General features: G+C 39.9%; 22 protein-coding genes. 10 read left to right on the forward strand and 12 right to left on the reverse strand.

Features of this window, described 5'->3' with window-relative positions; genetic code table 11:
• Positions 1-150 precede the first annotated feature (150 nt).
• Entirely contained in the window at positions 151-1,983 is a 1,833-nt protein-coding gene (locus tag OO007_RS06555; protein ID WP_325808200.1) for an assimilatory sulfite reductase (NADPH) flavoprotein subunit, read from the reverse strand.
• Between the two features lie 145 nt (positions 1,984-2,128).
• On the opposite strand from OO007_RS06555, the gene OO007_RS06560 reads away from it, so the two are divergent.
• From OO007_RS06560 to OO007_RS06585, 6 genes are all read left to right on the forward strand, one after another.
• Positions 2,129-3,037, forward strand: coding sequence for a LysR substrate-binding domain-containing protein (locus OO007_RS06560; protein ID WP_131905549.1), 909 nt, complete (start codon positions 2,129-2,131; stop codon positions 3,035-3,037).
• A 150-nt stretch (positions 3,038-3,187) separates the two neighbouring features.
• Complete coding sequence (locus OO007_RS06565; RefSeq protein WP_131905548.1) at positions 3,188-3,490, forward strand: c-type cytochrome; 303 nt, start codon at positions 3,188-3,190, stop codon at positions 3,488-3,490.
• A 68-nt stretch (positions 3,491-3,558) separates the two neighbouring features.
• Positions 3,559-3,972: a hypothetical protein gene (locus tag OO007_RS06570; protein ID WP_131905547.1), complete on the forward strand. Its 414-nt coding sequence runs from the start codon at positions 3,559-3,561 to the stop codon at positions 3,970-3,972.
• A gap of 456 nt (positions 3,973-4,428) precedes the next feature.
• Positions 4,429-5,997 carry an inorganic phosphate transporter gene (locus OO007_RS06575; RefSeq protein WP_131905546.1) on the forward strand — a complete coding sequence of 523 codons (1,569 nt, stop codon included), beginning with the start codon at positions 4,429-4,431 and terminating at the stop codon, positions 5,995-5,997.
• Between the two features lie 229 nt (positions 5,998-6,226).
• Positions 6,227-7,981 carry a Na/Pi cotransporter family protein gene (locus OO007_RS06580; RefSeq protein ID WP_325808201.1) on the forward strand — a complete coding sequence of 585 codons (1,755 nt, stop codon included), beginning with the start codon at positions 6,227-6,229 and terminating at the stop codon, positions 7,979-7,981.
• Entirely contained in the window at positions 7,971-8,339 is a 369-nt protein-coding gene (locus OO007_RS06585) for a hypothetical protein (protein ID WP_325808202.1), read from the forward strand. Before OO007_RS06580 ends, OO007_RS06585 begins: the two co-directional genes overlap by 11 nt.
• Before the next feature lie 35 nt (positions 8,340-8,374).
• Here the strand turns inward: OO007_RS06585 and purN are convergent, their stop codons facing one another.
• Positions 8,375-9,043 (reverse strand): phosphoribosylglycinamide formyltransferase, encoded by a 669-nt coding sequence (gene purN, locus OO007_RS06590; RefSeq protein WP_325808203.1) that lies wholly within the window; start codon positions 9,041-9,043, stop codon positions 8,375-8,377.
• Positions 9,036-10,076, reverse strand: a complete 1,041-nt coding sequence (purM, locus tag OO007_RS06595; RefSeq protein WP_325808204.1) for a phosphoribosylformylglycinamidine cyclo-ligase — start codon at positions 10,074-10,076, stop codon at positions 9,036-9,038. The genes purN and purM overlap by 8 nt, the downstream gene beginning before the upstream one ends.
• 687 nt (positions 10,077-10,763) lie before the next feature.
• Here purM and OO007_RS06600 point away from each other — a divergent pair.
• The gene (locus OO007_RS06600; RefSeq protein ID WP_325808205.1) at positions 10,764-11,816 is read left to right on the forward strand and encodes an aldo/keto reductase; all 1,053 of its coding nucleotides are present in this window, start codon (positions 10,764-10,766) and stop codon (positions 11,814-11,816) included.
• Between the two features lie 128 nt (positions 11,817-11,944).
• Here the strand turns inward: OO007_RS06600 and OO007_RS06605 are convergent, their stop codons facing one another.
• A complete protein-coding gene (locus tag OO007_RS06605) occupies positions 11,945-12,457 on the reverse strand; it encodes a hypothetical protein (protein ID WP_325808206.1) in 513 nt (170 codons plus the stop codon).
• Between the two features lie 510 nt (positions 12,458-12,967).
• Between OO007_RS06605 and OO007_RS06610 the strand changes: the two genes are divergently transcribed.
• Positions 12,968-13,189, forward strand: a complete 222-nt coding sequence (locus OO007_RS06610) for a KTSC domain-containing protein (RefSeq protein ID WP_325808207.1) — start codon at positions 12,968-12,970, stop codon at positions 13,187-13,189.
• Between the two features lie 251 nt (positions 13,190-13,440).
• Entirely contained in the window at positions 13,441-14,463 is a 1,023-nt protein-coding gene (locus tag OO007_RS06615) for an SLAC1 anion channel family protein (RefSeq protein WP_325808208.1), read from the forward strand.
• A 106-nt stretch (positions 14,464-14,569) separates the two neighbouring features.
• On the opposite strand, the gene OO007_RS06620 is transcribed toward OO007_RS06615, so the two are convergent.
• The 3 genes from OO007_RS06620 to trhP form a co-directional block, all read right to left on the reverse strand.
• Positions 14,570-15,835: a lipase family alpha/beta hydrolase gene (locus OO007_RS06620; RefSeq protein ID WP_325808209.1), complete on the reverse strand. Its 1,266-nt coding sequence runs from the start codon at positions 15,833-15,835 to the stop codon at positions 14,570-14,572.
• Between the two features lie 227 nt (positions 15,836-16,062).
• The gene (locus OO007_RS06625) at positions 16,063-16,350 is read right to left on the reverse strand and encodes a hypothetical protein (protein WP_325808210.1); all 288 of its coding nucleotides are present in this window, start codon (positions 16,348-16,350) and stop codon (positions 16,063-16,065) included.
• Between the two features lie 110 nt (positions 16,351-16,460).
• Positions 16,461-17,834: a prephenate-dependent tRNA uridine(34) hydroxylase TrhP gene (trhP, locus tag OO007_RS06630; protein ID WP_325808211.1), complete on the reverse strand. Its 1,374-nt coding sequence runs from the start codon at positions 17,832-17,834 to the stop codon at positions 16,461-16,463.
• A gap of 226 nt (positions 17,835-18,060) precedes the next feature.
• Here trhP and OO007_RS06635 point away from each other — a divergent pair, with 226 nt between their 5' ends.
• A complete protein-coding gene (locus tag OO007_RS06635; RefSeq protein ID WP_325808212.1) occupies positions 18,061-19,359 on the forward strand; it encodes a hypothetical protein in 1,299 nt (432 codons plus the stop codon).
• A 68-nt stretch (positions 19,360-19,427) separates the two neighbouring features.
• Here the strand turns inward: OO007_RS06635 and OO007_RS06640 are convergent, their stop codons facing one another.
• The 5 genes from OO007_RS06640 to OO007_RS06660 all read right to left on the reverse strand — a co-directional run bounded on the left by OO007_RS06640 (position 19,428) and on the right by OO007_RS06660 (position 23,681).
• Entirely contained in the window at positions 19,428-20,678 is a 1,251-nt protein-coding gene (locus OO007_RS06640; protein WP_325808213.1) for a uracil-xanthine permease family protein, read from the reverse strand.
• Positions 20,679-20,739: 61 nt separating this feature from the next.
• Positions 20,740-21,366: a uracil phosphoribosyltransferase gene (upp, locus tag OO007_RS06645; protein WP_131905532.1), complete on the reverse strand. Its 627-nt coding sequence runs from the start codon at positions 21,364-21,366 to the stop codon at positions 20,740-20,742.
• A 249-nt stretch (positions 21,367-21,615) separates the two neighbouring features.
• Positions 21,616-22,041, reverse strand: a complete 426-nt coding sequence (locus OO007_RS06650) for a septal ring lytic transglycosylase RlpA family protein (RefSeq protein ID WP_325808214.1) — start codon at positions 22,039-22,041, stop codon at positions 21,616-21,618.
• Between the two features lie 26 nt (positions 22,042-22,067).
• Positions 22,068-23,075 (reverse strand): tRNA dihydrouridine synthase, encoded by a 1,008-nt coding sequence (locus OO007_RS06655; protein ID WP_325808215.1) that lies wholly within the window; start codon positions 23,073-23,075, stop codon positions 22,068-22,070.
• Positions 23,076-23,216: 141 nt separating this feature from the next.
• A complete protein-coding gene (locus OO007_RS06660) occupies positions 23,217-23,681 on the reverse strand; it encodes a DUF3429 domain-containing protein (protein WP_325808216.1) in 465 nt (154 codons plus the stop codon).
• Positions 23,682-23,777: the final 96 nt, after the last annotated feature.

Below are 23,777 nucleotides of genomic sequence, written 5' to 3' on the forward strand. Positions count from 1 at the left end.
TATCTGCTGATCACTCAATCAATGAGTGAGTGGTTAATAGTGCTGATGTTTTTTCAATATGATTAATCCTGTTCCTGTTTATTCGTTGTTTTTAGCTTTTAATAAAAAACCCCCTGTAAGTAGGGGGGTGCCTAATACATTTTTTATCTGTTAGTAAACGTCGCGCTGGTACTTTTTATTGATCTTTAACTGATCGATATAGTTGTTTACACCGTCGTCATCTAAACCTGAGTGTTTACTAATGATTTTGTGAAGCGTGTCGTGAACACCTTGTGCCAGTCTGTCGATATCACCACAGACATATAGCGTCGCGCCTTGCTCAATCCATTCAAACACTTGTGCTGATTCTTCTAGTAGCTTGTCCTGAATATAGATTTTCTCTTGTTGATCTCGAGAGAAAGCAACATTCATTTTTTCTAATGTGCCATTCTTCAAGAAGTGCTGCCAATCTGTTTGGTAGAGGAAGTCACTCTGGAAGCGTTGCTCACCAAAGAATAACCAGCTATTGCCTTTCGCTTCACGTGCTTCACGTTCGTACAAAAAGCTTCTATAAGGCGCAACACCGGTGCCTGCACCAATCATGATGATCTTGTCTTCATTGCTTTCAGGTAATGAAAATCCGCTATTAGGCTTGATGTGAACCGGGATTGTATCGCCAGCTTGTTTGTCGATTAACCAGTTAGACGAGACACCAAGGTGCTTTCTATCGTTGTGATCATAATAGACAGGCTTGATTAAAATATGTGCTTCTTCGGTATGCACTTGCTCACTGCTGGCAATTGAATACTGACGAGAGAACAGCGGACGTAAAATATTTAACAAGTCTGCCGTCGCAACCTCTCCCGGGTAATCTTGTAATAAGTCGAGCAGGTCAGAACCGTGAAGGTATTGCTTCAATTGTTCTTTATCTGCAGTAAGCGCATTTAGTGGTTCGTTGCTTACTAACTCAGCATAAGATTTTACAACTTTAGCCGTAAGATTCGCGATTTCTAATTTATGCGTTAGGGCATTGCGTAATGAGCTTGTATCGCCTGAAACAGTCACCAACTCGGTTTCACTTGCATCTAATTGTTTGATGATTGCATCAACCAGTTCAGTATTGTTTTCTGGCAGAATCGCAATGATATCGCCTGGTTCGTAGCGTAGACCTTCAGCTTCTGTTGAGATTTCGATGTGGTAAGCATCTTGCTCAGAATCATCTGTGGTCAGGTTTGTAATCGCTAAAATCTCAGCGTGATACGGATTTGCTTCGCTCCAGCTTTGTGTCTCAGCAGTATTAATCGCTTGTTTGCTATTGATGTCGATAACGACATGCTGAGCGTCATTCGATTCTGTTTTTTGATCGTTAAGCGCATCTAATTTAGAAACGATTTCCTGCTGCCAGCTTTTTGCGCCTACTTCGAAATCAAGGTCTAGATCGACACGGTCATGAAAGCGTTTTGCGCCAAGTTCTTCAAATTTAGCATCAACATCAACACCTGTCTGGCAGAAGTCGTCATAGCTAGAATCACCCAAACCAAGCACTGCAAATTCCAGATTGTCTAATTTAGGTGCGCGGTCACTGTAGATGAAGTTGTAAAAAGCCAAAGCTTCATCAGGTGCTTCGCCATTACCATGAGTACTGATCACAAGAACAACCTTCTGTTCTTTCTTTAATTGTTGCGGTCTGTAGTCCAGTAGATTCTTTAAAGTAACATCAGCGCCTTTGGTTTTAAGTTCGGCACTTACTGACTCTGCAATTTTTTTGCTGTTACCTGTTTGGCTGCCGTATAATACCGTCACTTTTTCTGCGGTATGCAGTTGTGGGCTAGTTTGTGCGCTGGTTTGTGAAGTAGATAAATCGGTGATCTGATGCTGTAAACCCGTATCGGCATTTGCAGATAAGCCAGAGAAATAACCACTCACCCATGCAAGCTGATTCGCATTAAGGCCTTCGACTGCTGAAGACACTTTCTGTATTTGTTGTTGGTTTAGTAATGTCATGATTATTTACTCGCTTTAATTCGCTTTTTCATAAATGATTTAATTGCTGTGTTAACTGCACAGCATTTTGTGGAAGCTAATATCTCTTAAAATAAACAACAATAAAAGTGATATAATTCGTTATCCTTATGTCATAATTAGATATATGAAAATTACACAATTACAATTACTCAAAATTTTATTAAATAACGGTTTAAATATTAGCGAAGCGGCTAAGCAGACTTATGTGGTGCAATCTGCGGTTAGTCGACAGCTGAGTTTGCTGGAAGATGAATTAGGCATGCCATTGTTTATCCGTAAAGGAAAACGGTTGGTAGAACCCACCCCGTTGTGTCTCGATATCTGTAAAGAAGTCGATCAACTCGAATTGGCGATGGATAATATAAGAGCGGTAGCAGACGACCATCGTGATGCCCGTGTCGGTGAGTTACGTCTGGCAACAACCCACATGCAGGCGAAATACTTTTTGCCTGAAGTGCTGAATCAATTCCGTGAAAAATACCCGAAAGTTAAAATTCACTTTCTTCAGGGAAAGCCAACACAATTGGTCGATATGCTGCATAAGCGTGAAGCCGATATCGCTGTCTGTACCGAAGAATTAGCAGAACACGCGGATCTGGTGAAAAAGAAATGTTATGACTGGAACCATGCATTGATTGTACCGCCAGGTCATCCGCTTGAAAAAGGTAAGCTCACGCTTGAGCGTATTGCAGAATTTCCTCTGCTGACCTATGTGTTTGGATTTACAGGTCGCACTAAAATTCATGAGACTTTTAAAGAAAAAGGGCTGGAGATGGATGTGACATTCGCGGCTACAGATACTGACGTGATCAAAAGTTATGTGCGGTTAGGCTTTGGTGCGGGAATTATCTCACGCATGGCGTATTCGGAGCAGAATGATAGTGATCTTATTATGCGAGATTTATCCGAGTTTTTTCCGTATTCCACGACCACAGTGGCGTATGTAAAAAGTAAGTTTATGAAAAGCTATCTGCACGATTGTGTGGATTTACTGGTAGAGCACGGACGCAAAAATATGTCGCACTTATCGTAAAAACTCGTATCTAAGGCAATCTGAATAAGTTCATACATTTACCTTATAAAGTATGACTATTTTGGGATATACAAAAATAATAAATAGTTGGTATGGTCTGTAAATAGCATTACTACTAATTAGACCCATTTATTGCCTTAAGGAGTATTTATGAAGTTTTTATCATTAGCTTTAAGTAGCCTCTTATTGTCATCAGCTTTCAGTGTATCTGCATTTGCTGATGAGGAAATGTCGGGTAAAGCCTTACACGATGAGAATTGCCTTAATTGTCATCGAGGTAATCACGACGAAAAATTCTACACGCGCAAAGATCGCCGCATCAAGGATTTTAAAGGTCTGGGGTCAATGGTGAGAATGTGTGATGCCAATTTAGGTACGTCTCTGTTTGATGAAGACATGGAAGAGATCACCGAATACCTGAACGATAGTTTCTACAAATTCCCTAAGCAGTAGATTGAAATTAATCATTTTTACCCCATCTTATAAGTAACAATAACTCATTAGATTAACAGGAGAAAACTATGTTTCACCCGATTGAAATACCTTTTGGCTGCGTCATGCTATTTAATGTCGTAGACCTGAAAGAGGGCGTTAGTATTGAGGATGTTGAGTTAACCCTCGGCGAAATGTGCAATGTAGTTAAAAATAACTATGGCGATGATAAAGGCGGTTTTATCGGTGGTCAGGTTTTTAAATACGCTGGGTTTATCTCAGAAGAAGGTTCGGTAGGTGCTGAGTCATCAGCCGAAAAAGAAAAAGCAGAGAAAGTGAAGACAGGTGAAGTTGCTATCATTACTTACTGGAAATCGTTTGAGCAACATGAAAAATCACATGCTGACAAACTGTTCAAAGAGAAGTTTGATGAGTTAGCAACCTTCTGTGATGACACTCATGAATTAGGTTATGAGATGTTATGGCAGGGTGTTCCTGAATAACGCATTTCCTCATTTAATTACTATATATAAAAAGGAGACACATTTAGTGGCTCCTTTTTTTTGTAAAAGGTTTTTATCTACTCGTTCTCGTCTCTTATTTAAAGTCTCTTTATGAAATCCATACCTCATAACTTTCTATCTATTTTATGCCGACAAAATACATAAAATATGTCGGTAAATAAGTAGACAAATTTTGCTATTAAAATAGTTATTTAGATGTCAAATACTATCACTGTTGATATAGGTCATAAATGATGAGAATTGCTTTTACATAAGCCTTAACATGATCTATAAATGTAATCAGTAGACATTCATTCGACATATTTAGTTTAAGGAAGAAGAATGGGTGTGTATTACTAAGTCTATGAGAATTTCGCTTTTCTAAAAGCGTGATTTATTTCCCCTTAATGGTAATCAGAAGTTGATGCCAAAAGCATCAATGACAGGAATAACTGTATGGATTTGTCGAGCATAAATAAAATTGAAGAAAACACGGGCTTCAGTAAAAGTGAATCACTGCGCATGGCTATCGTGTTGGTATTTATGATTGGTATTATGCTCTATACCCATTTTAATATTCCTGATGTGCCGCATCGAATCATGTTAATCGTGGCAGCGATGATCGGTGGTTATATGGCTTTAAATATTGGTGCGAATGATGTTGCTAATAATGTAGGCCCAGCGGTTGGTTCGAAAGCTTTGACACTGGTTGGGGCCATTTTGATTGCAGGTGTATTTGAAGCTGCAGGGGCATTGATAGCCGGTGGCGATGTGGTCAGTACCATCAAAAAAGGTATTATAAACCCCGATATTATTCAGGACAGCAATGTCTTTATCTGGCTGATGATGGCGGCATTACTGGCGGGTGCAGTGTGGCTAAACTTTGCGACCTCGGTGGGCGCCCCGGTATCGACAACTCACTCAATTGTTGGTGGGGTAATGGGGGCTGGTATAGCTGCCGGTGGTTGGGGAATTGTTAACTGGGACAAGATGGCTGCTATCGCTTCTAGTTGGGTTATATCTCCGGTGCTGGGAGGTTTGATAGCCGCAGGATTTTTGTACTTTATAAAACATACCATTACCTATAAAGACGACAAAATTTTAGCGGCGAAAAAGATCGTTCCGCTGTTGTTGTCATTAATGGCGTGGAGTTTTTCTACCTATTTAATTATGAAAGGTCTGAAAAAACTCTGGAAAGTAGATTTCCTGATGGCTTTTGTCATGGGTTTTTTCATCGCACTAGCGATCTATTTTATTATAAAGCCTCTAATTATTAAGGCGGCTGATAAGCTCGAAAACGAGAAAGACTCTATCAATAGCCTGTTTACCATACCGCTTATTTTTGCCGCAGCCATGCTGAGTTTCGCACACGGAGCCAATGACGTTGCCAACGCAGTGGGTCCATTAGCTGCGATCAATGATTCAATCACACAGGGTGGCATTCATAGTAAAGCATCAATTCCATTCTGGGTAATGATGGTAGGTGCATTAGGTATCGTCCTGGGCTTGGCATTGTTTGGGCCAAAACTAATTCGTACTGTAGGTAGTGAAATCACCGAATTGAATAAATTACGTGCATTCAGTGTTGCCATGGCAGCTTCGATAACCGTTATCATTGCCTCACAATTAGGATTGCCCGTAAGTTCTACGCATATTGCAGTCGGCGGTATTTTTGGTGTTGGTTTTTTACGTGAGTACCTGAAAAAGTCATACGAGCGTATGGTCGATGAAATCATTGATCATCATGAAGGTTCAGAGCAGCATGTGGTTGAAGTGTTTCTTGAAGACTTCCAGAAAGCCAATGTTGCGGGTAAACGTATTATGTTGAAAGAGCTGAAAAATAACAAAACTGATGCTCAGTTTACGAAACGCGAAACCAAAAGCTTGAAGAAGGTCTATCGCCAAGAGTTGGTGAAAAGATCTGCGTTGTTGAAAATTGCGGCTGCATGGGTGATTACCGTACCCGCATCAGCATTACTGTCTGCATTGATTTTTTACACTATTAGAGGCGCGATGCTTCCCTAGTCTTGAAATCTGAGTCTAGTAAGCTGAAAAAGCCTTTGAAAGGCTTGATGCAGGGTTATGTGATTGTAGTAAGAGTTGTTTGATTAAAGAATAAGAAGGGTAAGAAAAATAATAGAAAACGTAATGAATAATCACTTCTATGTTTAGGAATATACTGCTTCTAAGTATTTTCGCTATATTGTCATACGGGTTTTGGGTAAGTCCTAACCTGAAAGAGATTACTGCGGGCGTGGCCATATTTTTGTTTGGCATGCTGTCTCTGGAAGAGGGCTTCAAAGCTTTCACCGGAGGGTTATTAGAAAAAATCCTGAATAAAACCACCAATGGTTTATGGAAGAGCATGAGTTTTGGTGTGGTGACGACCACGCTCATGCAATCTAGCTCATTGGTTTCGGTCATCACCATTTCTTTCTTGTCTGCGGGTTTGATCACGCTAGCGTCTGGTATTGGCATTATTTTTGGTGCCAATCTGGGTACCACAACAGGCGCCTGGTTGGTTGCTGGTTTGGGCTTAAAAGTTAATATCTCCGCCTATGCGATGCCAATGTTGGTATTTGGCATTATTCTGGTTTTACAAAAACCAAAAGAGTTAAAAGGTATTGGCTATATCCTGGCTGGTTTAGGCTTTTTATTTCTCGGTATTCATTATATGAAGGAAGGGTTTGAAACCTTTCGTGAGCATATTGATTTGACCGCTTATGCCTTATCAGGATTAAAAGGCTTATTAATCTATACCCTAATCGGAATCATCGCCACCGTAATCATGCAATCAAGCCATGCGACTTTGGTGTTGATTATCACTGCGCTGGCAAGTCAGCAAATTACCTATGAAAACGCCTTGGCGCTTGCCATTGGAAGCAATGTCGGGACGACTGTAACAGCCATCATCGGTTCGATCAGTGCGAATATCAATGGTAAACGTTTGGCGATAGCGCATCTGGTTTTTAATGTCGTCACCGGGTTAGTTGCCATTACCTTAATCGCTCAACTGATTACAGCAGTAGATTGGTTATCGATTAAATTGGGCATCGCCAGTGATAACTACACCTTGAAGTTAGCGGTATTTCATACCTTGTTTAATTTACTCGGTATCGCCTTGATGTTGCCATTTATCAATAAGCTGGGTTTGTTCATTACCAAATTATTACCAGAAAAAGAACATGAAATAGCTGAACCTCTGTATTTGAATGATGCGGCTTTGGAGTTGCCTGAGATGGCCTTAGAAGCCGTTCGTAAAGAAACTTTTAACCTCTATAAATACTATTTTGGCATTGTCTGTCACGGTTTGAGTTTTAGAGAGAGGGATATTAAGTCATACATACCGGTAGAAGAGATTATTCAGTCACACAGAAAACCGATTCCGGTCAATATCAAAGAAGAATATACCAATAAAATAAAAGGTCTCTATGCAGAGATCGTTAACTTTATTGGCAAGGCGAATGAGAATATGACGCAAGAACAAAGTAATGAAGTATTTGAATTACGTTCTGCGGGAAGAGCCATGCTGGAAAGCATCAAAAGTATCCAGCATCTGCATAAAAATCTGTCACATTATATTAACAATCCCAACCCATATATTCGTGCAGAATATAACCAAATACGTTTTCGGCTGGGTTCTATTTTAAGGGGATTGTCTGATTTGCAGAACGATCCTGATGAACATAGAACCGCTTTAGCCACACTTGAGGCAATGAAAGTGGGTGTATTAGAAGCCGATAAGCAGTTTTTTACTGATATGAATCAACTAATTCGCGAAAAACATATCACTGGAGTGATGGCGACCTCACTCATGAACGATCATAGCTATACTAATAACATTGCCAACAAGCTGATAGAGATCGGCACAATTCTGTTTAAGAGTCAGAACACAACATTGCATGAGATTGAAAAGAGTCTGATGCTTGATGAAAAGGAGACCGCCGAGGCAATTGCCGCACGTAAAGCAACAGAACAGGGAGCAAAGGAGGGTAAGCATGAAGATTAGTGAATTAATTGATAAGGCTGATGAATACCTTGGCGTCGAAAATCGAAAACGTAAATCCAAAATTAAGTGCTTAAAGCACGTGCTGGATAAATTACGTAAACGTGAGAAAAAGCTCGAATTAAAATTCGCAGAAGGGCGCGGTAACAAAGAAAAAATATCAAACGAACTAGCCTTGATTCACGCGCATCGCAAAAAAGGTTTAAAGCTCCTCAAGCAATTAAAAGAAGAACAAAAAGAATCAAAGCGGAGTAATGATACTGTCATTGATAAAGATGATAAAGGTGATAACGATAACGTCAAAGATATCGTCAAAAACAATGAGCAAAAAATAGGCAAGGATACAGACGATAAATCTTAGGTATATCTAAGTCCTAGTGGTTTATTTACCCAGCTCTAGCTGTCTGTCAGTCTTTTCTTCAGGGAATCTAGCATCGGTTTCCCGTCATATAAAACATCGCCATTGTTATAGGCTAAACGACCTTCAGCCAAAATTTTCACGGCATGCGGATAAATCTTATGTTCGATTTGATGTACGCGTTGAGCCAGAGATTCTGCATCGTCATCTTCTTTAATATCGACGATACCTTGAATAATTACTTTGCCAGCATCCAGTTCTGGAATGACAAAATGCACACTCGCACCGTGTTCAGATTGTTTGTCTGTCAATGCACGTTGATGCGTATCAAGACCTTTGTATAAAGGTAATAGAGAAGGGTGGATGTTGATTAGTTTGCCGTTGTAGTGCTCAACAAAACCATCGCTGAGAATACGCATGAATCCAGCCAGCACTATTAAGTCTGGCGAATACGAATCAATCAGTTTTTGCAGCTCTAGGTCGAATGCTTCTCTTGAATCATAGTGTGTATGATCGAGCACTTTGGCATCAATGCCGCATTTTTCAGCACGTTCCAGACCATACGCATTTGCGCGATTACTGATAACCGCTGTTATTTTTGCATCGATATTTCCAGATTCGATATTATCGAGAATCGCTTGAAGATTACTGCCACTTCCGGAAATTAAAACAACGATTTTAAAATCGTTGGAATCAGGCTTAAACATATTCGATATGTGGCTCAGTCTCAGTAGAGCTTTCAATAGAACCGATTACCCAGTTATTGATGCCAGCATCGGTAAAGTGTTGCTGGATACTTGCAGCATCGTCTTTATCAACCACTGCAACCATGCCAATACCGCAGTTAAAGGTGCGTAGCATTTCCTGCTCTTCGATATTGCCCTGCTGTTGTAGCCAGTCAAAAACGGCTGGTTTTACCCAGCTATTCAAATCAATCACGCCTTTGCTGTTTTCTGCCATAACACGCGGTAGGTTCTCAGTAAGACCACCTCCTGTGATATGCGCGAGAGCATTGATTTTGTGTTTTTTCAGTGCTTCTAATAATGGTTTAACGTAGATCTTGGTTGGCGCAATTAATGCTTCGCCCAAGGTTCCGCCATCAAACGCATCAGATAGAGACGCACCGCTGACTTCTAGCGCTTTACGAATCAGTGAGTAGCCATTTGAATGTGGTCCTGTAGATGCAAGACCAATCAGTACATTGCCATTTTCGATATTTGCAGGGTCTAGAATTTCTGATTTTTCAACGACTCCGACACTAAATCCGGCAAGGTCGAAATCACCTTTGGCATACATGCCAGGCATTTCCGCGGTTTCGCCGCCGATTAACGCAGCGCCAGATTGAACACAGCCTTCTGCAATACCTTTAATAACATCTTCTGCGATGTCATTGTCTAACTTTGCCGTTGCATAATAATCGAGGAAGAATAGGGGCTCAGCGCCTGTGACGATAATGTCATTCACACACATCGCAACTAGATCAATACCGATGGTGTCGTAGATACCCGCTTCGATAGCAAGTTTCAATTTTGTGCCTACACCGTCTGTTCCCGATACTAAAATCGGTTCTTTATAGCCTGTAGGTAATGACATTAAACCACCGAAACCACCAAGACCACCCATTACTTCAGGGCGTGTTGTGCGTTTTGTGTGTGGTTTTATACGATCAATTAAGGCATTACCGGTATCAATGTCGACACCAGAATCACGATAAGTTAAGGGCGTTTTAGAATCAGGCATAATGAGTGCAGAGGGGGTATTTTAAAAAAAGCGATTCTAACACGAAACTAGATCAGTTCTGCTGGATTTATTCGAAACTATTCGGAAGAAATCAGTGTTTTTTTGAAGAACAGCCGTGATTTAGCAAAGAAAGGTGGAGAATTTGAAATGAAAGTGTAAAAAAATGGCTGGCGCACTAGATGGTCTTAAGGAGGAGGAAATAATATCTAGCTGCCAGCCAACACAATCACCAAAAGAGACATGTTTGGTAGGCATATAATAGCGAAAGCAACATCCCGTATTTTGACTTAAGTCATCTTTTAAAAATTTAGTAAAAAAAAGTGCCTATAAGTAGGGGGGTGGAAACAAAATAAATCTGCATAAGACATAAAAACACAATTTGTATGTGTTACTTGGTTGTGGGTAGAATTCTATTCTACTATTAGATAGATGTTACATTGATGATATTGATGTTACTAAGAATTAAAGATATAAAAATGCCAGATATAGGTTTGAAATCACAACTGAACCTACTATCTACTGTGCTTTGTCAGTAACTTAATTAGGAACAAAGCTAGGAACAAAGCTAGGAACAAAGCTAGGAAAAAAGCGTCAACATAAAACGCTTAATAAACAATGTAGACAAAACACACATCCAAATATTTAGTAATAAATAACCACCTAAAGCGAGAGTGCAAAAGAAATAATATGAAAAAAGTAAAATTAGGCAGCAGTGATTTACAGGTTTCCGAGGTTTGTCTCGGGTCGATGACCTGGGGAAGTCAGAACACGGAAGCAGAAGCTTTTGAGCAGATTGATTATGCTCTGGATCAAGGGATTAACTTTATCGACACTGCAGAGGTTTATGCTGTTCCACCAAAGGCTGAGACGCAGGGTTTGACCGAGACTTACATCGGTAACTGGTTGGCCGCAAATAAAGATAAACGTGAAGATATTGTACTGGCTTCTAAAGTCTGTGGCCCGGGAATCTCGTGGATTCGTGATGGTGGCAAGATCACAGGCAAAGGGCTAAAAGAAGCATTGGATGGCTCGCTGAAACGTCTACAAACTGATTATATCGATCTGTATCAGTTGCATTGGCCAAATCGCCCATTCCCTCATTTTAATCGCCACTGGCCACAAGATGTCAACTATGCAGAGATAGATGTAGCCCAGGAGCGCGAAGAGCATCTCGAAATTTTAACGGCTTTGGGTGACTGCGTAAAAGCAGGAAAAATTCGTCATTGTGGTTTATCTGATGATACGCCTTGGGGAGTGAATGAATATTTACGTCTGGCTGAAAAGCACGATCTCCCTAAAATGGTATCGATTCAAAATGAATTCAACATTCTTCATTTGATGGATTCACCACACTTAATTGAAACCTGTGTATTGAATGATGTGGCTTATCTTCCGTGGTCACCGTTGGCAGGTGGCGCATTGTCGGGTAAATATCGAAATGGTGCCTTACCGCCTAATTGTCGCTGGACGATCGAACAGCGTAACGGTATTTTCCGTGATACCAGCCAGTCACACGCGGCAATTGAAGCGTTGTATAAAGTAGCGAGCAGTCATAACCTGTCATTAACGCAAATGTCTCTAGCATGGGTGTATCAGTTTAATGGAGTGACATCTTCTATTATTGGCGCGACCTCGATGGAGCAGCTCAAGGAAGATATCGACGCTTATAACCTGACGCTTTCTGAAGAGGTATTGGCAGGAATTGATGATGTGATTAAGCAATTCCCTGTGCCTTTTTAACCATCACTATTCATTACTAAATCTATTCATGGCACCCCCCCTACTTACAGGGACTTTTTTAAAGGCCTTAAAGTAGGGGGGGGCCAATATCCTGTAATCACCATCGTTGACGATTAATGATTGGGCACTTAAGCAAAAGGCTTTCCTTTTAGTAACTCCTTCGATAGGTAAGTCATGATGCTTTTGTAACTATCCGGGTATTTATTCTTGCCTCTCGATTTTATTTTTATTCTTTTAGAGCTATATTGAATAAACCAGTTTGTCCCATCCATTATATTAGGGTTAATGTATTGTTTGTCCCAGTTGACTACGTCTAACTCAATAAATTTACTTTCCAGCTTTTCGATATCCTCTGCGCTTAACGTTTGTTTTTGCCATTCGCTGGTAACCCCTTGTTTATAAGTTCGGTATGAAAGTACATTGTCTTTTATTTTTACGACATACGTTGTTCCGAAAAAACCTCCCACACGAAAATCAGCACTGACGTTCTGGATGAGCTTTCCATTGTTGTGATAATTCTTTTGATGCGCGCTGGATGAACAACCATGCATGAGGAACGCGCAAGTCATGATTAAAACAAATAAAGTGGTTGCTCGGGCATTATGAATCAGGATTGATTGTTTATAGGCTGTTCTCGGCATGACATTCCTCATGTTTTGTCTATCTATTACTAGAATATAATCGAGTGATGGCTCATATTATCCGATCTGTAAGTAAAGTTTTATCTAACATTTTTTAAAAGAGGGAAATTGGGAAAATCCAACCTCCGGTTATTTCATTAATTCTAATTGTAAAACTACTTACCATTGAAAAGGCGAATAGATGAATACGTGTTTTTATGGTGTAACTAATTTTATTTAAGTAAAAGCGATAAACAAATAATTTTTCAAAAATGTGACAAATTACCATTTTATAAAGGTTAAAGATGGTAGCTTGGTAAACGGCTTTCAAGTTGCGGAGAAGCGAGGCCAATTTTCTGTAAAATTAACATGAACCTTTCTTAAGGTAGTGCTTACTTACCATAAGACTTAATTTTACGAGTCCATTAAAAAACAATTTAATAAAAAACTATAATGTATTTTAATGTTGCGCTAATATATTGTTATAAATAACAATTTGTTCAGTGTCGCTAGGGAAATAAAGGAAAAAATATGGTTGAATGGGTTACTGTTAAAACCTCTAGAATAAATAGAATAGGTTACAGCAGAGAAGTAAATACGATGTTTATAGATTTTCAGGGCAGTGAGATTGATACACCCTACGTGAACGTTCCTGAAAATATTTTTAAATCTTTTGCCGCGTCAGATACGATCAATAAGTTTTTCAACGAACATATCGACGGTAAATTCAAAGTAGAACACGTAGGCAGTTAATAATAAATCCTGCGCTTTGCCGTTCATCAAAGTACTTATTGAAGGTAAGTATTTTGATTAACTGTAGTTAATTTCAATCATAATCAAAAAACCATCTCGAAATTGCACATGCAATATCAAAAGTATTGGTGTAAATATTTACCATAATTCATTCTAAGGCGAAGTCAGTTTTGTGTTTTATCAATGACGACTTCATCTTACTGTCCCAATATCCTAACTAATATGTAAACAATCTATATAGGATATGGATTATGGAAAAATCACAGCACAACTATGCAGAAAACAACAACGCAGAAAACAGCAGTGTAGAAAACAACAGCGCAGAAAAAAACCGTTTAGAAAACTTTCCGGTTTCTTTTTTCTCCGTCGTAATGGGTCTTTGTGGCTTAACCATTGCATGGGAGAAAGCACAGCACGCATACAATCTTCAAATGGCTATCACGCCTGTTTTAGTGGGTATTGCTACAGCAGTATTTGTCTTGTTGTTTGTTCTATATGTAACGAAAATAGTCAAATACACTTCCAGCGTTAAAAAGGAACTCAAGCATCCTGTTAAATTAAGTTTTTTTCCCAGTATTTCGATCAGTTTTATCCTGCTTTCAATAACGTATTTGAACATCAATGAAGCGATTTCACGTCCCTTGTGGATTATCGGAGCCATATTGCACCTAGGGTTTACCCTTTATATCGTCAGCGCCTGGATGCATCACGAACACTTCAAAGTGAATCATATAAATCCGGCGTGGTTTATTCCGGCGGTAGGTAATGTGTTAGTGCCAATAGCTGGTGTGACGCTTGGCTATACCGATGTGTCATGGTTTTTCTTTAGTATTGGAATGATGTTCTGGATCATGTTGATGACTATTTTCTTCAATCGCATTTTGTTCCATGACCCAATGGATAAGCATTTACTCCCCACACTTTTTATATTGATTGCTCCACCAGCGGTGGGTTTTTTGGCGTATATGCGACTCAATGGCGGCATGGATAATTTCGCTCATTTTCTTTATTTTGCGGCGTTGTTTTTAACGTTACTGCTATTGTCGCAAACTAATCGATTTATCCGTATACCGTTTTTTCTTTCATGGTGGGCTTACTCTTTTCCACTTGCCGCCATCACCATCAGCAGTTTTGTGGTTTATGAGAATACCCAAAAAGACATCTATCTTTGGATAGCGAGTGGGTTACTCGTATTAGTGACTATTGTCGTTGGAATAATAATCGCGGCAACGCTGAATGCGATCCGTAAAAAAGGTATTTGCGTGGGTGATTAATAACGAGAAACACTGCTTTCAAAACAACTTTCAAAGTTTACTGTTATAAATTGGCTTCAGTATCTCAGTATTAGTTGTCGAAATACTGGAGCCTTTAATGTATCTGTTAAAAGACGATTTCAGATAGTCGTTGATTCACTTTATCAAGCATTTCTTGATGCTCAAGAATGCCAACATGGTCAACATCAAACCCATACACTTCTTCGGCGTGAGATTGCACAACGGGCAATAACTCACTGCTGAGTGTCACCGTACCATCGTTATTTTCACTGTTGATTAAGCTCAAGTTACCTTTATAACTAAAGAGTAAATGATGTCTGACGGGTGTTTTTGCTATCTGTTGATGCAAGCGTTTTAAGTAAGGACTTCCGGGCGCAATATCAAACCATACCGGGATCACTACAGGCGCGCCTTCAATGCCCCATGTGGCTGCTTTATGACCATTCCAGGGTGTAGAGATAGAAATAAACAGAGAGATATCAACCTCTCTTTTTTGGGATAATTGGCGTTCGATAATACTACGAGCCAGCAAGCCACCCATACTGTGTGCAATAACCACGTATTGATCAAAATGGTATTTTGAACGCAGCTTGTTGATTTCTCCTGAAGAGTGAGAAGCGATCAAATCCAGACGTAACCCAGAAGGGTATTGCAGCACCCACGGTTGAAACTTGTTTGTATCGACACTGGCTATTAGTGATTTAAGATCAGCACCCGAACCACCAATGCCATGAAAGAATATGATTGGGATTTTTTTAGGGTCGTATTCCTGTAGGAAAAATATCCCGTTTTTTTGTTGTTTCACAAATTCCAGTGGATGCCATAAACCTAATTGACCAACGGAATGAGAAAGTGATGGGTCAGTTATTTTAAGGATTCTACCTAGTGTCTTATTATTCTTTAGCGTTATTAGCTGTTGATAGTTAGCATCATAAATAGAAGGCATATCGATGTTAACTTCTGTGGGTGGTTTTAATGTGATTTGTATCGGAGGTATCTGTTTGCCGCTAATCACTTTCAAGGCAGATGGTTTACCATACCAGCCCGCCGATTCATTTTTCTGTAAAATGAAGTCCTGATTTATATCTGCAAAAGCAGCGACATAATAACTATCTTCTTCAGTCAAAAATTCAAAAGCAGAATTTCCATAAACAACTGTAGATTGTAAAAGCGTATATTTATTTTTCTTGCCTTGCTCTTTTACTCTCTCTTTTTCTTTCTCTTTTTTAAATAAACCTATAACGATTGGTGTGTCAGGGTTTTTCGCGTTTAGGATTTTCCCTGTAATGGTGACAGCGCTGTCAATTTCCTTGATTTCCTGATCTATTTTAATCAGCGAACAACCAGATTGGAGTGTTAATAAAATTAACAAAAATAAGCTTATAGCATGTCTAAATTTCATGAAATGAAAATAGCATGAATTGAGGTATAGAAAGCTGATATCTCTCAATAATACTGAGTAAGGAAAATAGCGTTAAAGTAGGGGGGTGACTATTGATAATAAATTGCTTAAAGCTAACAAAAAATACCTAAAGCTCACAAAAAATTCCTAAAGCTAACTAATAATGTCCAAAGCTAACTAATAGTCCCTAAAGCTAACTAATAATCATCCCTGTTTTTAACAGTACTGCTAAGAAGGTTCCAGATCGGCGCTAATATTTTTAGCAGATAATTATGTTGAGCAAAAAAACCTAAAACAGTACCGAAAGCAGTAAAAAACAAAACCAGTGAAAATGGGAACAAAATGGTTTCCGTTGCGCTAAATAGAAATGCATTTACCGTGATCCAAACGATTGAGCCTGTGATAAACGTTATTAAAGCGCCAGCAAAAGCTAAAGCAAATCTATCTGTCAGAGTGGTTTGTTCTTTATTTATCATAACAAGCATTTTAGATGCTCACTAATTAACTCCTCATGAACACCCAAATGTCATTTTGCTCGTTACGTCAAATACTGAAAAAAACGCCCAAAAGTAGGGGGGTGGCTAAACAAAGTATTTTATAAATAGCGTGATATCAATACGCGGTCACCTTCGATACCGAGCTCTTTAATAGGTATCTTTACGGTATGGCCACTGCCTGGTGCGACATCAATCGTTTCACCTTTGAGTGTTTCCATGTGATCCAGAGTGACTTCAATATTCTTACCGTTTGGCATCACGAATTCTAAACGGTCATTAATGCTAAAGCGGTTTTTTACTTCCACATCCATAAAGCCATTTTCGTGATCGACCTGAATCGCTTCACCGACAAACTGTGCGCGATTACTTTGAGAAGCATTAGCCATGTAGCTTTGGTACTCATGCGTGTGATGACGCTGGTAGAAACCATCGGTATAGCCACGGTTGGATAAATTTTCTAAAGTGCCTAGTAAGTCAGTGTCAAACTCTCGTCCTGCGACCGCATCGTCAATCGCTTTACGATAGGTCTGTGCAGTGCGAGCGGCGTAATAATGAGATTTGGTACGACCTTCGATTTTTAAACAATCGACACCAATTTCGCACAAGCGCTGCACGTGTTCTACCGCACGTAAGTCTTTGGAATTCATGATATAGGTGCCGTGCTCGTCTTCCATAATCGGCAACAATTCACCGGGTCGTTCTTTCTCTTCGAGGAAGTAAACCTCATCAGCCAGTGGGTGACGTTGTTGATCGCCGATACCGGGATTATTGAGAATATCTTCTGACAGGATTACAGGCTTAGCCAAATCTGTATTTACATCTTCAGGACTGAAAATACCTTCCTCCGTTTCAACAGCGGGCTTGGTATCGTATTTCCAGCGACAGGAGTTGGTGCAGGTTCCCTGATTTGGATCGCGATGGTTGAAGTAGCCCGATAGTAAACAGCGTCCCGAATACGCAATACACAATGCGCCATGCACAAACACTTCCAATTCCATATCAGGACATTCCTGACGGATTTCTGCGATTTCATCCAGTGATAATTCACGCGATAAAATCACACGTTCAACGCCCATGGTTTTCCAGAATTTAACCGTGGCGTAATTGACGGTATTCGCCTGTACCGATAAATGAATCGGCATATCTGGCCATGCTTCACGTGCCATCATAATCAAACCAGGATCCGCCATAATAAACGCATCGGGCTTCATCTTGGCTACTGGGTCTAAGTCTTTGATGAAGGTTTTGATTTTGCTGTTATGCGGAGATGAATTTACCGTTAGATAAAACTTCTTATCCAGTGCGTGCGCTTCGTTGATTCCCTGAGCGAGTTTTTCATTTAAGAATTCATTATTGCGAACGCGAAGACTGTAACGCGGTTGTCCCGCATAGATCGCATCAGCGCCATACGCAAATGCATAATGCATACTTTTTAAAGTGCCAGCAGGCGCGAGTAATTCAGGTTTTTTCATTGGATGATATTGGAAGCGCTAAAAAGCGGGAGTCTAGCATCGAACAATATCTGTACCAATGCAGGCTTTAAGTTGCTATGACATAGATCAAATTAAAAAAGTGCCTGTAAGTAGGGGGGTGACTTTGTATTTAAATACTTGGTCGATTACCCGCTAATCTAATCGGTTTGTTATTCGTATTCATTACTCTTAAAATTAACACTATATAAAACTAACTAAAAATAATATGAAACTAGTACTTAAGCTCGTTACCTTGATCACAATACCTGTAGTACTAGTCGTTTATTATTTTACAGTAGATGACAAGATAGCCCCAGAAGCCTCTCAGATGTATCAAAGTGTGGGTGAAAACACTGAAAGTGATGCTTATGTTTATTTGTTAGGTATCTATGCGGGTGTTGATGACGATCCGATGACAGTGGGAAAACAGCAATTAGAATATCTCAGGGCTGAAGAAAAAAGAATTGCTGATAAAAGTTTTGAAGAACAAACATACAAAATTCGTGAATATCCCAAAGCAAAACGATTAAAAGAGTTTAAGTTGAAGTCTTGCAAAGACTTTAAAATACAAGACAACTGCGGTTATGTGGATAGGTTATTGGCGCAAAACGATAATTCAGAACAGATAAAAACAACTGAATCAATTTTGTTAGAGCGTTACAGAGAATTTCTTGCTAAAGATGATTTTCATACACTGGCTGTACCCAATATGATGACACCATTCCCATCCTACTCATACCTTTTCGCTGGGAATAATTTAAGCCATTTAATAGCGTTGGAATATGCAGAAAAAAACAGGGAAGAAGAGGCAATAACTGCTTTGTTACATGAGATAAAACAGTTGCGTCATTTACTACAGCAAGCAGATAGCATCGTTTTAAAAGCTATAGGGGCTCGATCTATTAGTAATAGTTTAGATTTATTGTCAGTAATCATTCACAAACAAAAACTTGATTTTCATCAGACAATTCCTGTGTTGAATGAAGAAGAAAAAAGTTTGGAAAAACCTCTCAATTATGAATTTGCTATGGCCTATAAATTCTCAAAAGTTTTCCAAAGAAATAGCTCTACTGATAACAGTCAGACAAACAGTGAACTCGGTGGAATATTAAGCAGGAAATTTTTGTATAAGCCTAATATGCAAATCAATGTAGCTTACCCAAGATACAAAAAAATCATCAAGTTATCTAAAGGAAGCGCAAAAAATTTCACTGGTTTTGTAGAAAATGATAAGCCTGTAAACGTTAAAAAGTCTTTCCTCAGAAACTATATTGGGGATATTTTAAATAATGTCGCTTTTCCTGATTATAGTAAGTATGCCGCCTCGCTTTTCTATCTGGATGCTAAAATACAATTGTTTAATGCAACGGCGAATACTAAGAATCTCCCGGTAAGTCCAAGCGCTATAAATAACCCATTTTATGATAATGAAAATTCAGCAGTGTATTTGGAAAATGATAATAGCTTATGTTTTAAAGTCCCCAAAGAAACCAGACCTTCTGATAACTGTCTTAGAATAAAATGAAAAAGCAGACACAAAAAAGGCCGGAATAATCCGGCCTTTTTTACGATGAATTATTTATTAATTAAGTATTAAACCGCTTCACCTTTTTCTTTAGGTAAAATGATATTCAACACAATCGCTAATACCGCAGAAAGCCCAATACCTTTCAGTGTGAATTCACCTAGACCAAACTGCATGCCGCCTAATCCGAATACCAAAACCAGCGCGATGATAATCATATTGCGTGATTGAGATAAATCTAAACGTGCGCGCACTAAAGTATTCATACCAACTGCTGCGATAGCACCAAACATAAGCGTCATGATGCCGCCCATTACCGGTGTTGGAATGGTTGCTAAAAGAGCGCCTGTTTTGCCAGAGAACGATAAGAAAATCGCGAATACCGCTGCCCACGTCATAATTACTGGGTTAAATGATTTTGTGAGCGCAACCGCACCTGTTACTTCTGAGTAAGTTGTATTTGGTGGACCACCAAATAATGCTGCGGTTGATGTCGCCAAACCATCACCTAACAAAGTGCGATGTAAACCAGGCTTTTTCATAAAGTCTTTGCCTGTGACACCACTAATGGCAGAGATATCCCCGATATGTTCAATCGCCGGGGCTATCGCAATCGGCAAGATAAACAGAATCGCTTCAAGGTTGAATTCAGGCGTTGTAAATTTGGGTAGTGTAAACCACGCGGCATTAGCTACGCCGTCAAAATTAACCAAACCGTAGAACATCGAAATGATATAACCAACAACGATACCCATTAAAATAGGAATCAGTTTGAACAGGCCTTTGGCGAAAACGGTGGTTAACATTGTCGCTAATAGCGTCACCATCGAAATGATCAAGGCAGTATTGTGCGCCACTAAAACGGCAGAACCATCACCCGTTTTACCCAGCGCCATATTAATTCCCACAGGCGCTAAAGTAAGACCAATTACGATAATCACAGGGCCAACTACAATCGGTGGTAAGTAACGATCAACAATGCCACGACCTCGCCACTTGATCATTGCACTTAAAACCATATACAGCATACCTGCCGCAAATAAGCCTGACATGGTTGCAGGTATTCCCCAGGTTTGAACGCCGTAAATAATGGGTGCGATAAAGGCAAATGAAGATGCGAGAAAAACCGGCACTTGACGCTTCGTTACTACTTGAAAAACCAGCGTACCGATACCTGCTGTAAACAAGGCTACATTTGGATCTAAGCCAGTTAATATGGGGACTAAAACTAACGCACCAAACGCCACAAATAACATTTGTGCGCCGAGGATGGCGGTATGTAGCATCGATTGTTTTTCTAAATCTGAGCTGTGTTGCATATATTATTTCTCCTAAAGATTCATTCAGTCGGCTTTCCTTCCAACTATTGCTACATCTGTGCTATTTGGTTCCAAACAATTTGTCGCCTGCATCGCCTAGGCCAGGAATGATGTAACCATTTTCATTTAAATGATCATCAACCGCAGCCACATAGATATCGACATCCGGGTGTTGCTCCTTAACCGCTTCAATTCCTTCAGGAGATGCAACCAGGAAGAGTCCCATGATATGGGTGCAACCTGATTTTTTAACCATATCAACCGCAGCGTTAAAAGAGCCGCCGGTTGCCAACATAGGATCTACAATCAGTGAGATACGGTCTTCGATCTTAGGTGCCATTTTTTCAAAGTAAGTCACAGGCTCTAAAGTTTCTTCATCACGATATAAACCCACGACGCTGATACGTGCATTTGGAAGCAACTCGATGACGCCATCTAACATGCCAAGGCCTGCACGCAAGATAGGTACGATGGTAATTTTTTTGCCTTTGATTTGCTGAATCTCAACTTCACCGTCCCAGCATTCAATCGTGGTTGGTTCCAGTTTCAAATTTGCAGTGGCTTCGTAAGTGAGTAACATGCTGATTTCGCTTGAAAGTTCGCGAAAAGATTTAGTACTGATATCTACAGCTCTGAGTAAGCCGAGTTTATGTTGGATTAAAGGATGGGTCGCGACATGGACTGTCATAAGTGTTCCTCGGAAACTTTTAAAAGGGGTATTTGCTTATTTAATGTTTATAGTCGTTTTCATTGAAATAATAAACCGTTGAATTGGATTTATTTTAACTAATTAAAAAAGTGCCCCAAAGGTGGGGGGTGGCTTTTAGTTATTTCAATCGATGATAGTTGTTATCTTTTGGCTGTTATAACTCATTGAGACTGATAAAAAACTCAATCTCTGACTCACTCTCTATCTCTCACTTAATCTTTCAGTTAATCAATGATCAATAACATCCACGACCACATCAACAACTCCCACTCTTGGGTTTGCTATTGCTGAAAAAGCCGATTTCGATAGGTCGATAATCCGTCCTTTCACAAATGGACCACGGTCGTTAACTCTAACGATGACTGTTTTCCCATTGTTTACGTTAGTGACTCTAAGCCATGTTCCAAATGGTAACTTTTTATGTGCAGCGGTTTTTGCTCTTTGATTGAATCTCTCACCATTGGCTGTTTTCCTGCCATGATATTTGTCCGCATAATAGGAGGCTTTACCTTTGGCGTGATAGCTAACTGAGGGATGTGATGGAGAGGAAGCATTAGTCGCGGTGTATCTACTTGAATGCGTAGATTGCTGGGAGCATGCGCTAACAGTAATAACCACGAACAGAATGAGTAAATTTTTAAGAGATAATGACATGCGTGAATTGTACTCTGTAAGGTAAATTAGACCAATGCAGTTGTTTGCTCTGTTTTTTCTTCCATGTGTGAATGTGATGCTAGTTGTTTTTGATGGGCTGCTATCGCGGCATAAATCTCATCTTCGGTTTGCAAACGTTTAACCGCATGGAATAACTCAGCAGCACCACTGTATTGTCTTTGTAAAAACACCAACCATTGCTTGGTGCGGTTTGCGATAAATTTAGGATGTTGGTTTTTAGTGGATGCTTGTAAATAGATTAGCATCATTTCTAATACTTCCGGCCAGGTCATTAATTGATGAGGTACGCCATCATTCTCGGCTTTGATACTCAGTGCCAGGTCAGGGCGAGTTAGCGCACTGCGTCCCAGCATGATGTCTTCGCAACCGCTTTCTTCACACGCTTTTTTTGCATCATCAATGGTCCATATTTCACCATTAATGATTACCGGTATTGGACTCATCGCAGAAACGTCTTTAACCGCAGACCAATAGGCGGGCGGGACATAACGATCCTGACGGGTACGCGCATGAATGCAAAGTTCGTTAGCGCCGGCTTTGATGATATTTTCAGAAATGGTATGTAGTGAATCATGATCACTAAAACCTAAACGGATTTTAGCGGTAACCGGTATTTTAGGATCAACCGCATCACGCACAGCAGCCACAATATGATAGATACGATCTGGCTCGCGTAATAGCGCTGAACCGCCGTCGCGTTTATTCACGGTTTTAGAAGGGCAACCAAAGTTGATATCGATCCCGAGTGGATCAAGATTCTGGGCACGAACAGCATTGCGCGCCATCGCATCAGGATCACCACCGAGTAATTGCAAATAGACGGGAGTACCGGCCGGTGTTTTTCCGCCATTTTTTAATTCAGGAGCACTGCGCAGGAAAAGACTTTCCTTGAGTGTTTGTCGCGTAATGCGAATAAACTCTGTCACACAACGATCATAGCCGCCGATACGCGTTAATACATCGCGTATTTCATGGTCTACCACACCTTCCATTGGGGCTAAAAATGTTCGCATATTGATTGATAAAGAGTTTCGAAAAATAAGTCGGGGGATTATAGAGCTTACTAAGCTTTTAGTCTGTTTTTACTCAGTTTTTATCAGGGTATGTTTGGGCATGTCTGGGCATGTCAAGGTATCGCTGGGTAAAGCATGAGTCTATCGGGCAAATATCGAAGACAGTAATAACAGCGTTGCGACAGTGATGCTCAAATGAAATCGTAGGCGTATGTATTGCGAAGAAATCGTTGCAGGTAAACACGGCGCTAATAACAATAAATCAACCAGATAAGCTAAAACGATTAAACCTGCCATCACTGCCAATGCCAGATTAATCGGTAAGAGTAATGAGAGCCATGCCAATAGCGATGGCACAACACCATAGTACAAAAGTTGATTAGTTTGCTTAGTGTTCAATTGTGCCTGATTTGCTAGCGCGACACCCCAACTCACTGCACCTAAAAAACTGAGTATAACCGCCGCATAAATACCCAGCCATACAGCCAGCGGTATGGTGGAATAAAAAAAAGATGGTTGATCTCGTGCAACTAACACCGCTAATAACAAGAAAGGGATCACGCCAGCGTAACCGAGTAGATACATTGTTTTTGAAGTATTCGTCATAATGGGTCGTCTCATTCGATAAGTCTTTCTTGTGAAATATAACTTATGTAGGTATATTGTACAAATATTGTATAATTATATTTAATCAAGGATTTC

The sequence above is a fragment of the Cocleimonas sp. KMM 6892 genome (assembly GCF_035798195.1).
GTDB lineage: Bacteria > Pseudomonadota > Gammaproteobacteria > Thiotrichales > Thiotrichaceae > Cocleimonas > Cocleimonas flava.

Bases quoted from the DNA above. Each gene is read 5' to 3' on its own strand.
- OO007_RS06555 (WP_325808200.1), bottom strand. From the start codon at position 1,983: ATGACATTACTAAACCAACAACAAATACAGAAAGTGTCTTCAGCAGTC.
- OO007_RS06560 (WP_131905549.1), top strand. From the start codon at position 2,129: ATGAAAATTACACAATTACAATTACTCAAAATTTTATTAAATAACGGT.
- OO007_RS06565 (WP_131905548.1), top strand. From the start codon at position 3,188: ATGAAGTTTTTATCATTAGCTTTAAGTAGCCTCTTATTGTCATCAGCT.
- OO007_RS06570 (WP_131905547.1), top strand. From the start codon at position 3,559: ATGTTTCACCCGATTGAAATACCTTTTGGCTGCGTCATGCTATTTAAT.
- OO007_RS06575 (WP_131905546.1), top strand. From the start codon at position 4,429: ATGGATTTGTCGAGCATAAATAAAATTGAAGAAAACACGGGCTTCAGT.
- OO007_RS06585 (WP_325808202.1), top strand. From the start codon at position 7,971: ATGAAGATTAGTGAATTAATTGATAAGGCTGATGAATACCTTGGCGTC.
- purN (WP_325808203.1), bottom strand. From the start codon at position 9,043: ATGTTTAAGCCTGATTCCAACGATTTTAAAATCGTTGTTTTAATTTCC.
- purM (WP_325808204.1), bottom strand. From the start codon at position 10,076: ATGCCTGATTCTAAAACGCCCTTAACTTATCGTGATTCTGGTGTCGAC.
- OO007_RS06600 (WP_325808205.1), top strand. From the start codon at position 10,764: ATGAAAAAAGTAAAATTAGGCAGCAGTGATTTACAGGTTTCCGAGGTT.
- OO007_RS06605 (WP_325808206.1), bottom strand. From the start codon at position 12,457: ATGCCGAGAACAGCCTATAAACAATCAATCCTGATTCATAATGCCCGA.
- OO007_RS06610 (WP_325808207.1), top strand. From the start codon at position 12,968: ATGGTTGAATGGGTTACTGTTAAAACCTCTAGAATAAATAGAATAGGT.
- OO007_RS06615 (WP_325808208.1), top strand. From the start codon at position 13,441: ATGGAAAAATCACAGCACAACTATGCAGAAAACAACAACGCAGAAAAC.
- OO007_RS06625 (WP_325808210.1), bottom strand. From the start codon at position 16,350: ATGCTTGTTATGATAAATAAAGAACAAACCACTCTGACAGATAGATTT.
- trhP (WP_325808211.1), bottom strand. From the start codon at position 17,834: ATGAAAAAACCTGAATTACTCGCGCCTGCTGGCACTTTAAAAAGTATG.
- OO007_RS06635 (WP_325808212.1), top strand. From the start codon at position 18,061: ATGAAACTAGTACTTAAGCTCGTTACCTTGATCACAATACCTGTAGTA.
- OO007_RS06640 (WP_325808213.1), bottom strand. From the start codon at position 20,678: ATGCAACACAGCTCAGATTTAGAAAAACAATCGATGCTACATACCGCC.
- upp (WP_131905532.1), bottom strand. From the start codon at position 21,366: ATGACAGTCCATGTCGCGACCCATCCTTTAATCCAACATAAACTCGGC.
- OO007_RS06650 (WP_325808214.1), bottom strand. From the start codon at position 22,041: ATGTCATTATCTCTTAAAAATTTACTCATTCTGTTCGTGGTTATTACT.
- OO007_RS06655 (WP_325808215.1), bottom strand. From the start codon at position 23,075: ATGCGAACATTTTTAGCCCCAATGGAAGGTGTGGTAGACCATGAAATA.
- OO007_RS06660 (WP_325808216.1), bottom strand. From the start codon at position 23,681: ATGACGAATACTTCAAAAACAATGTATCTACTCGGTTACGCTGGCGTG.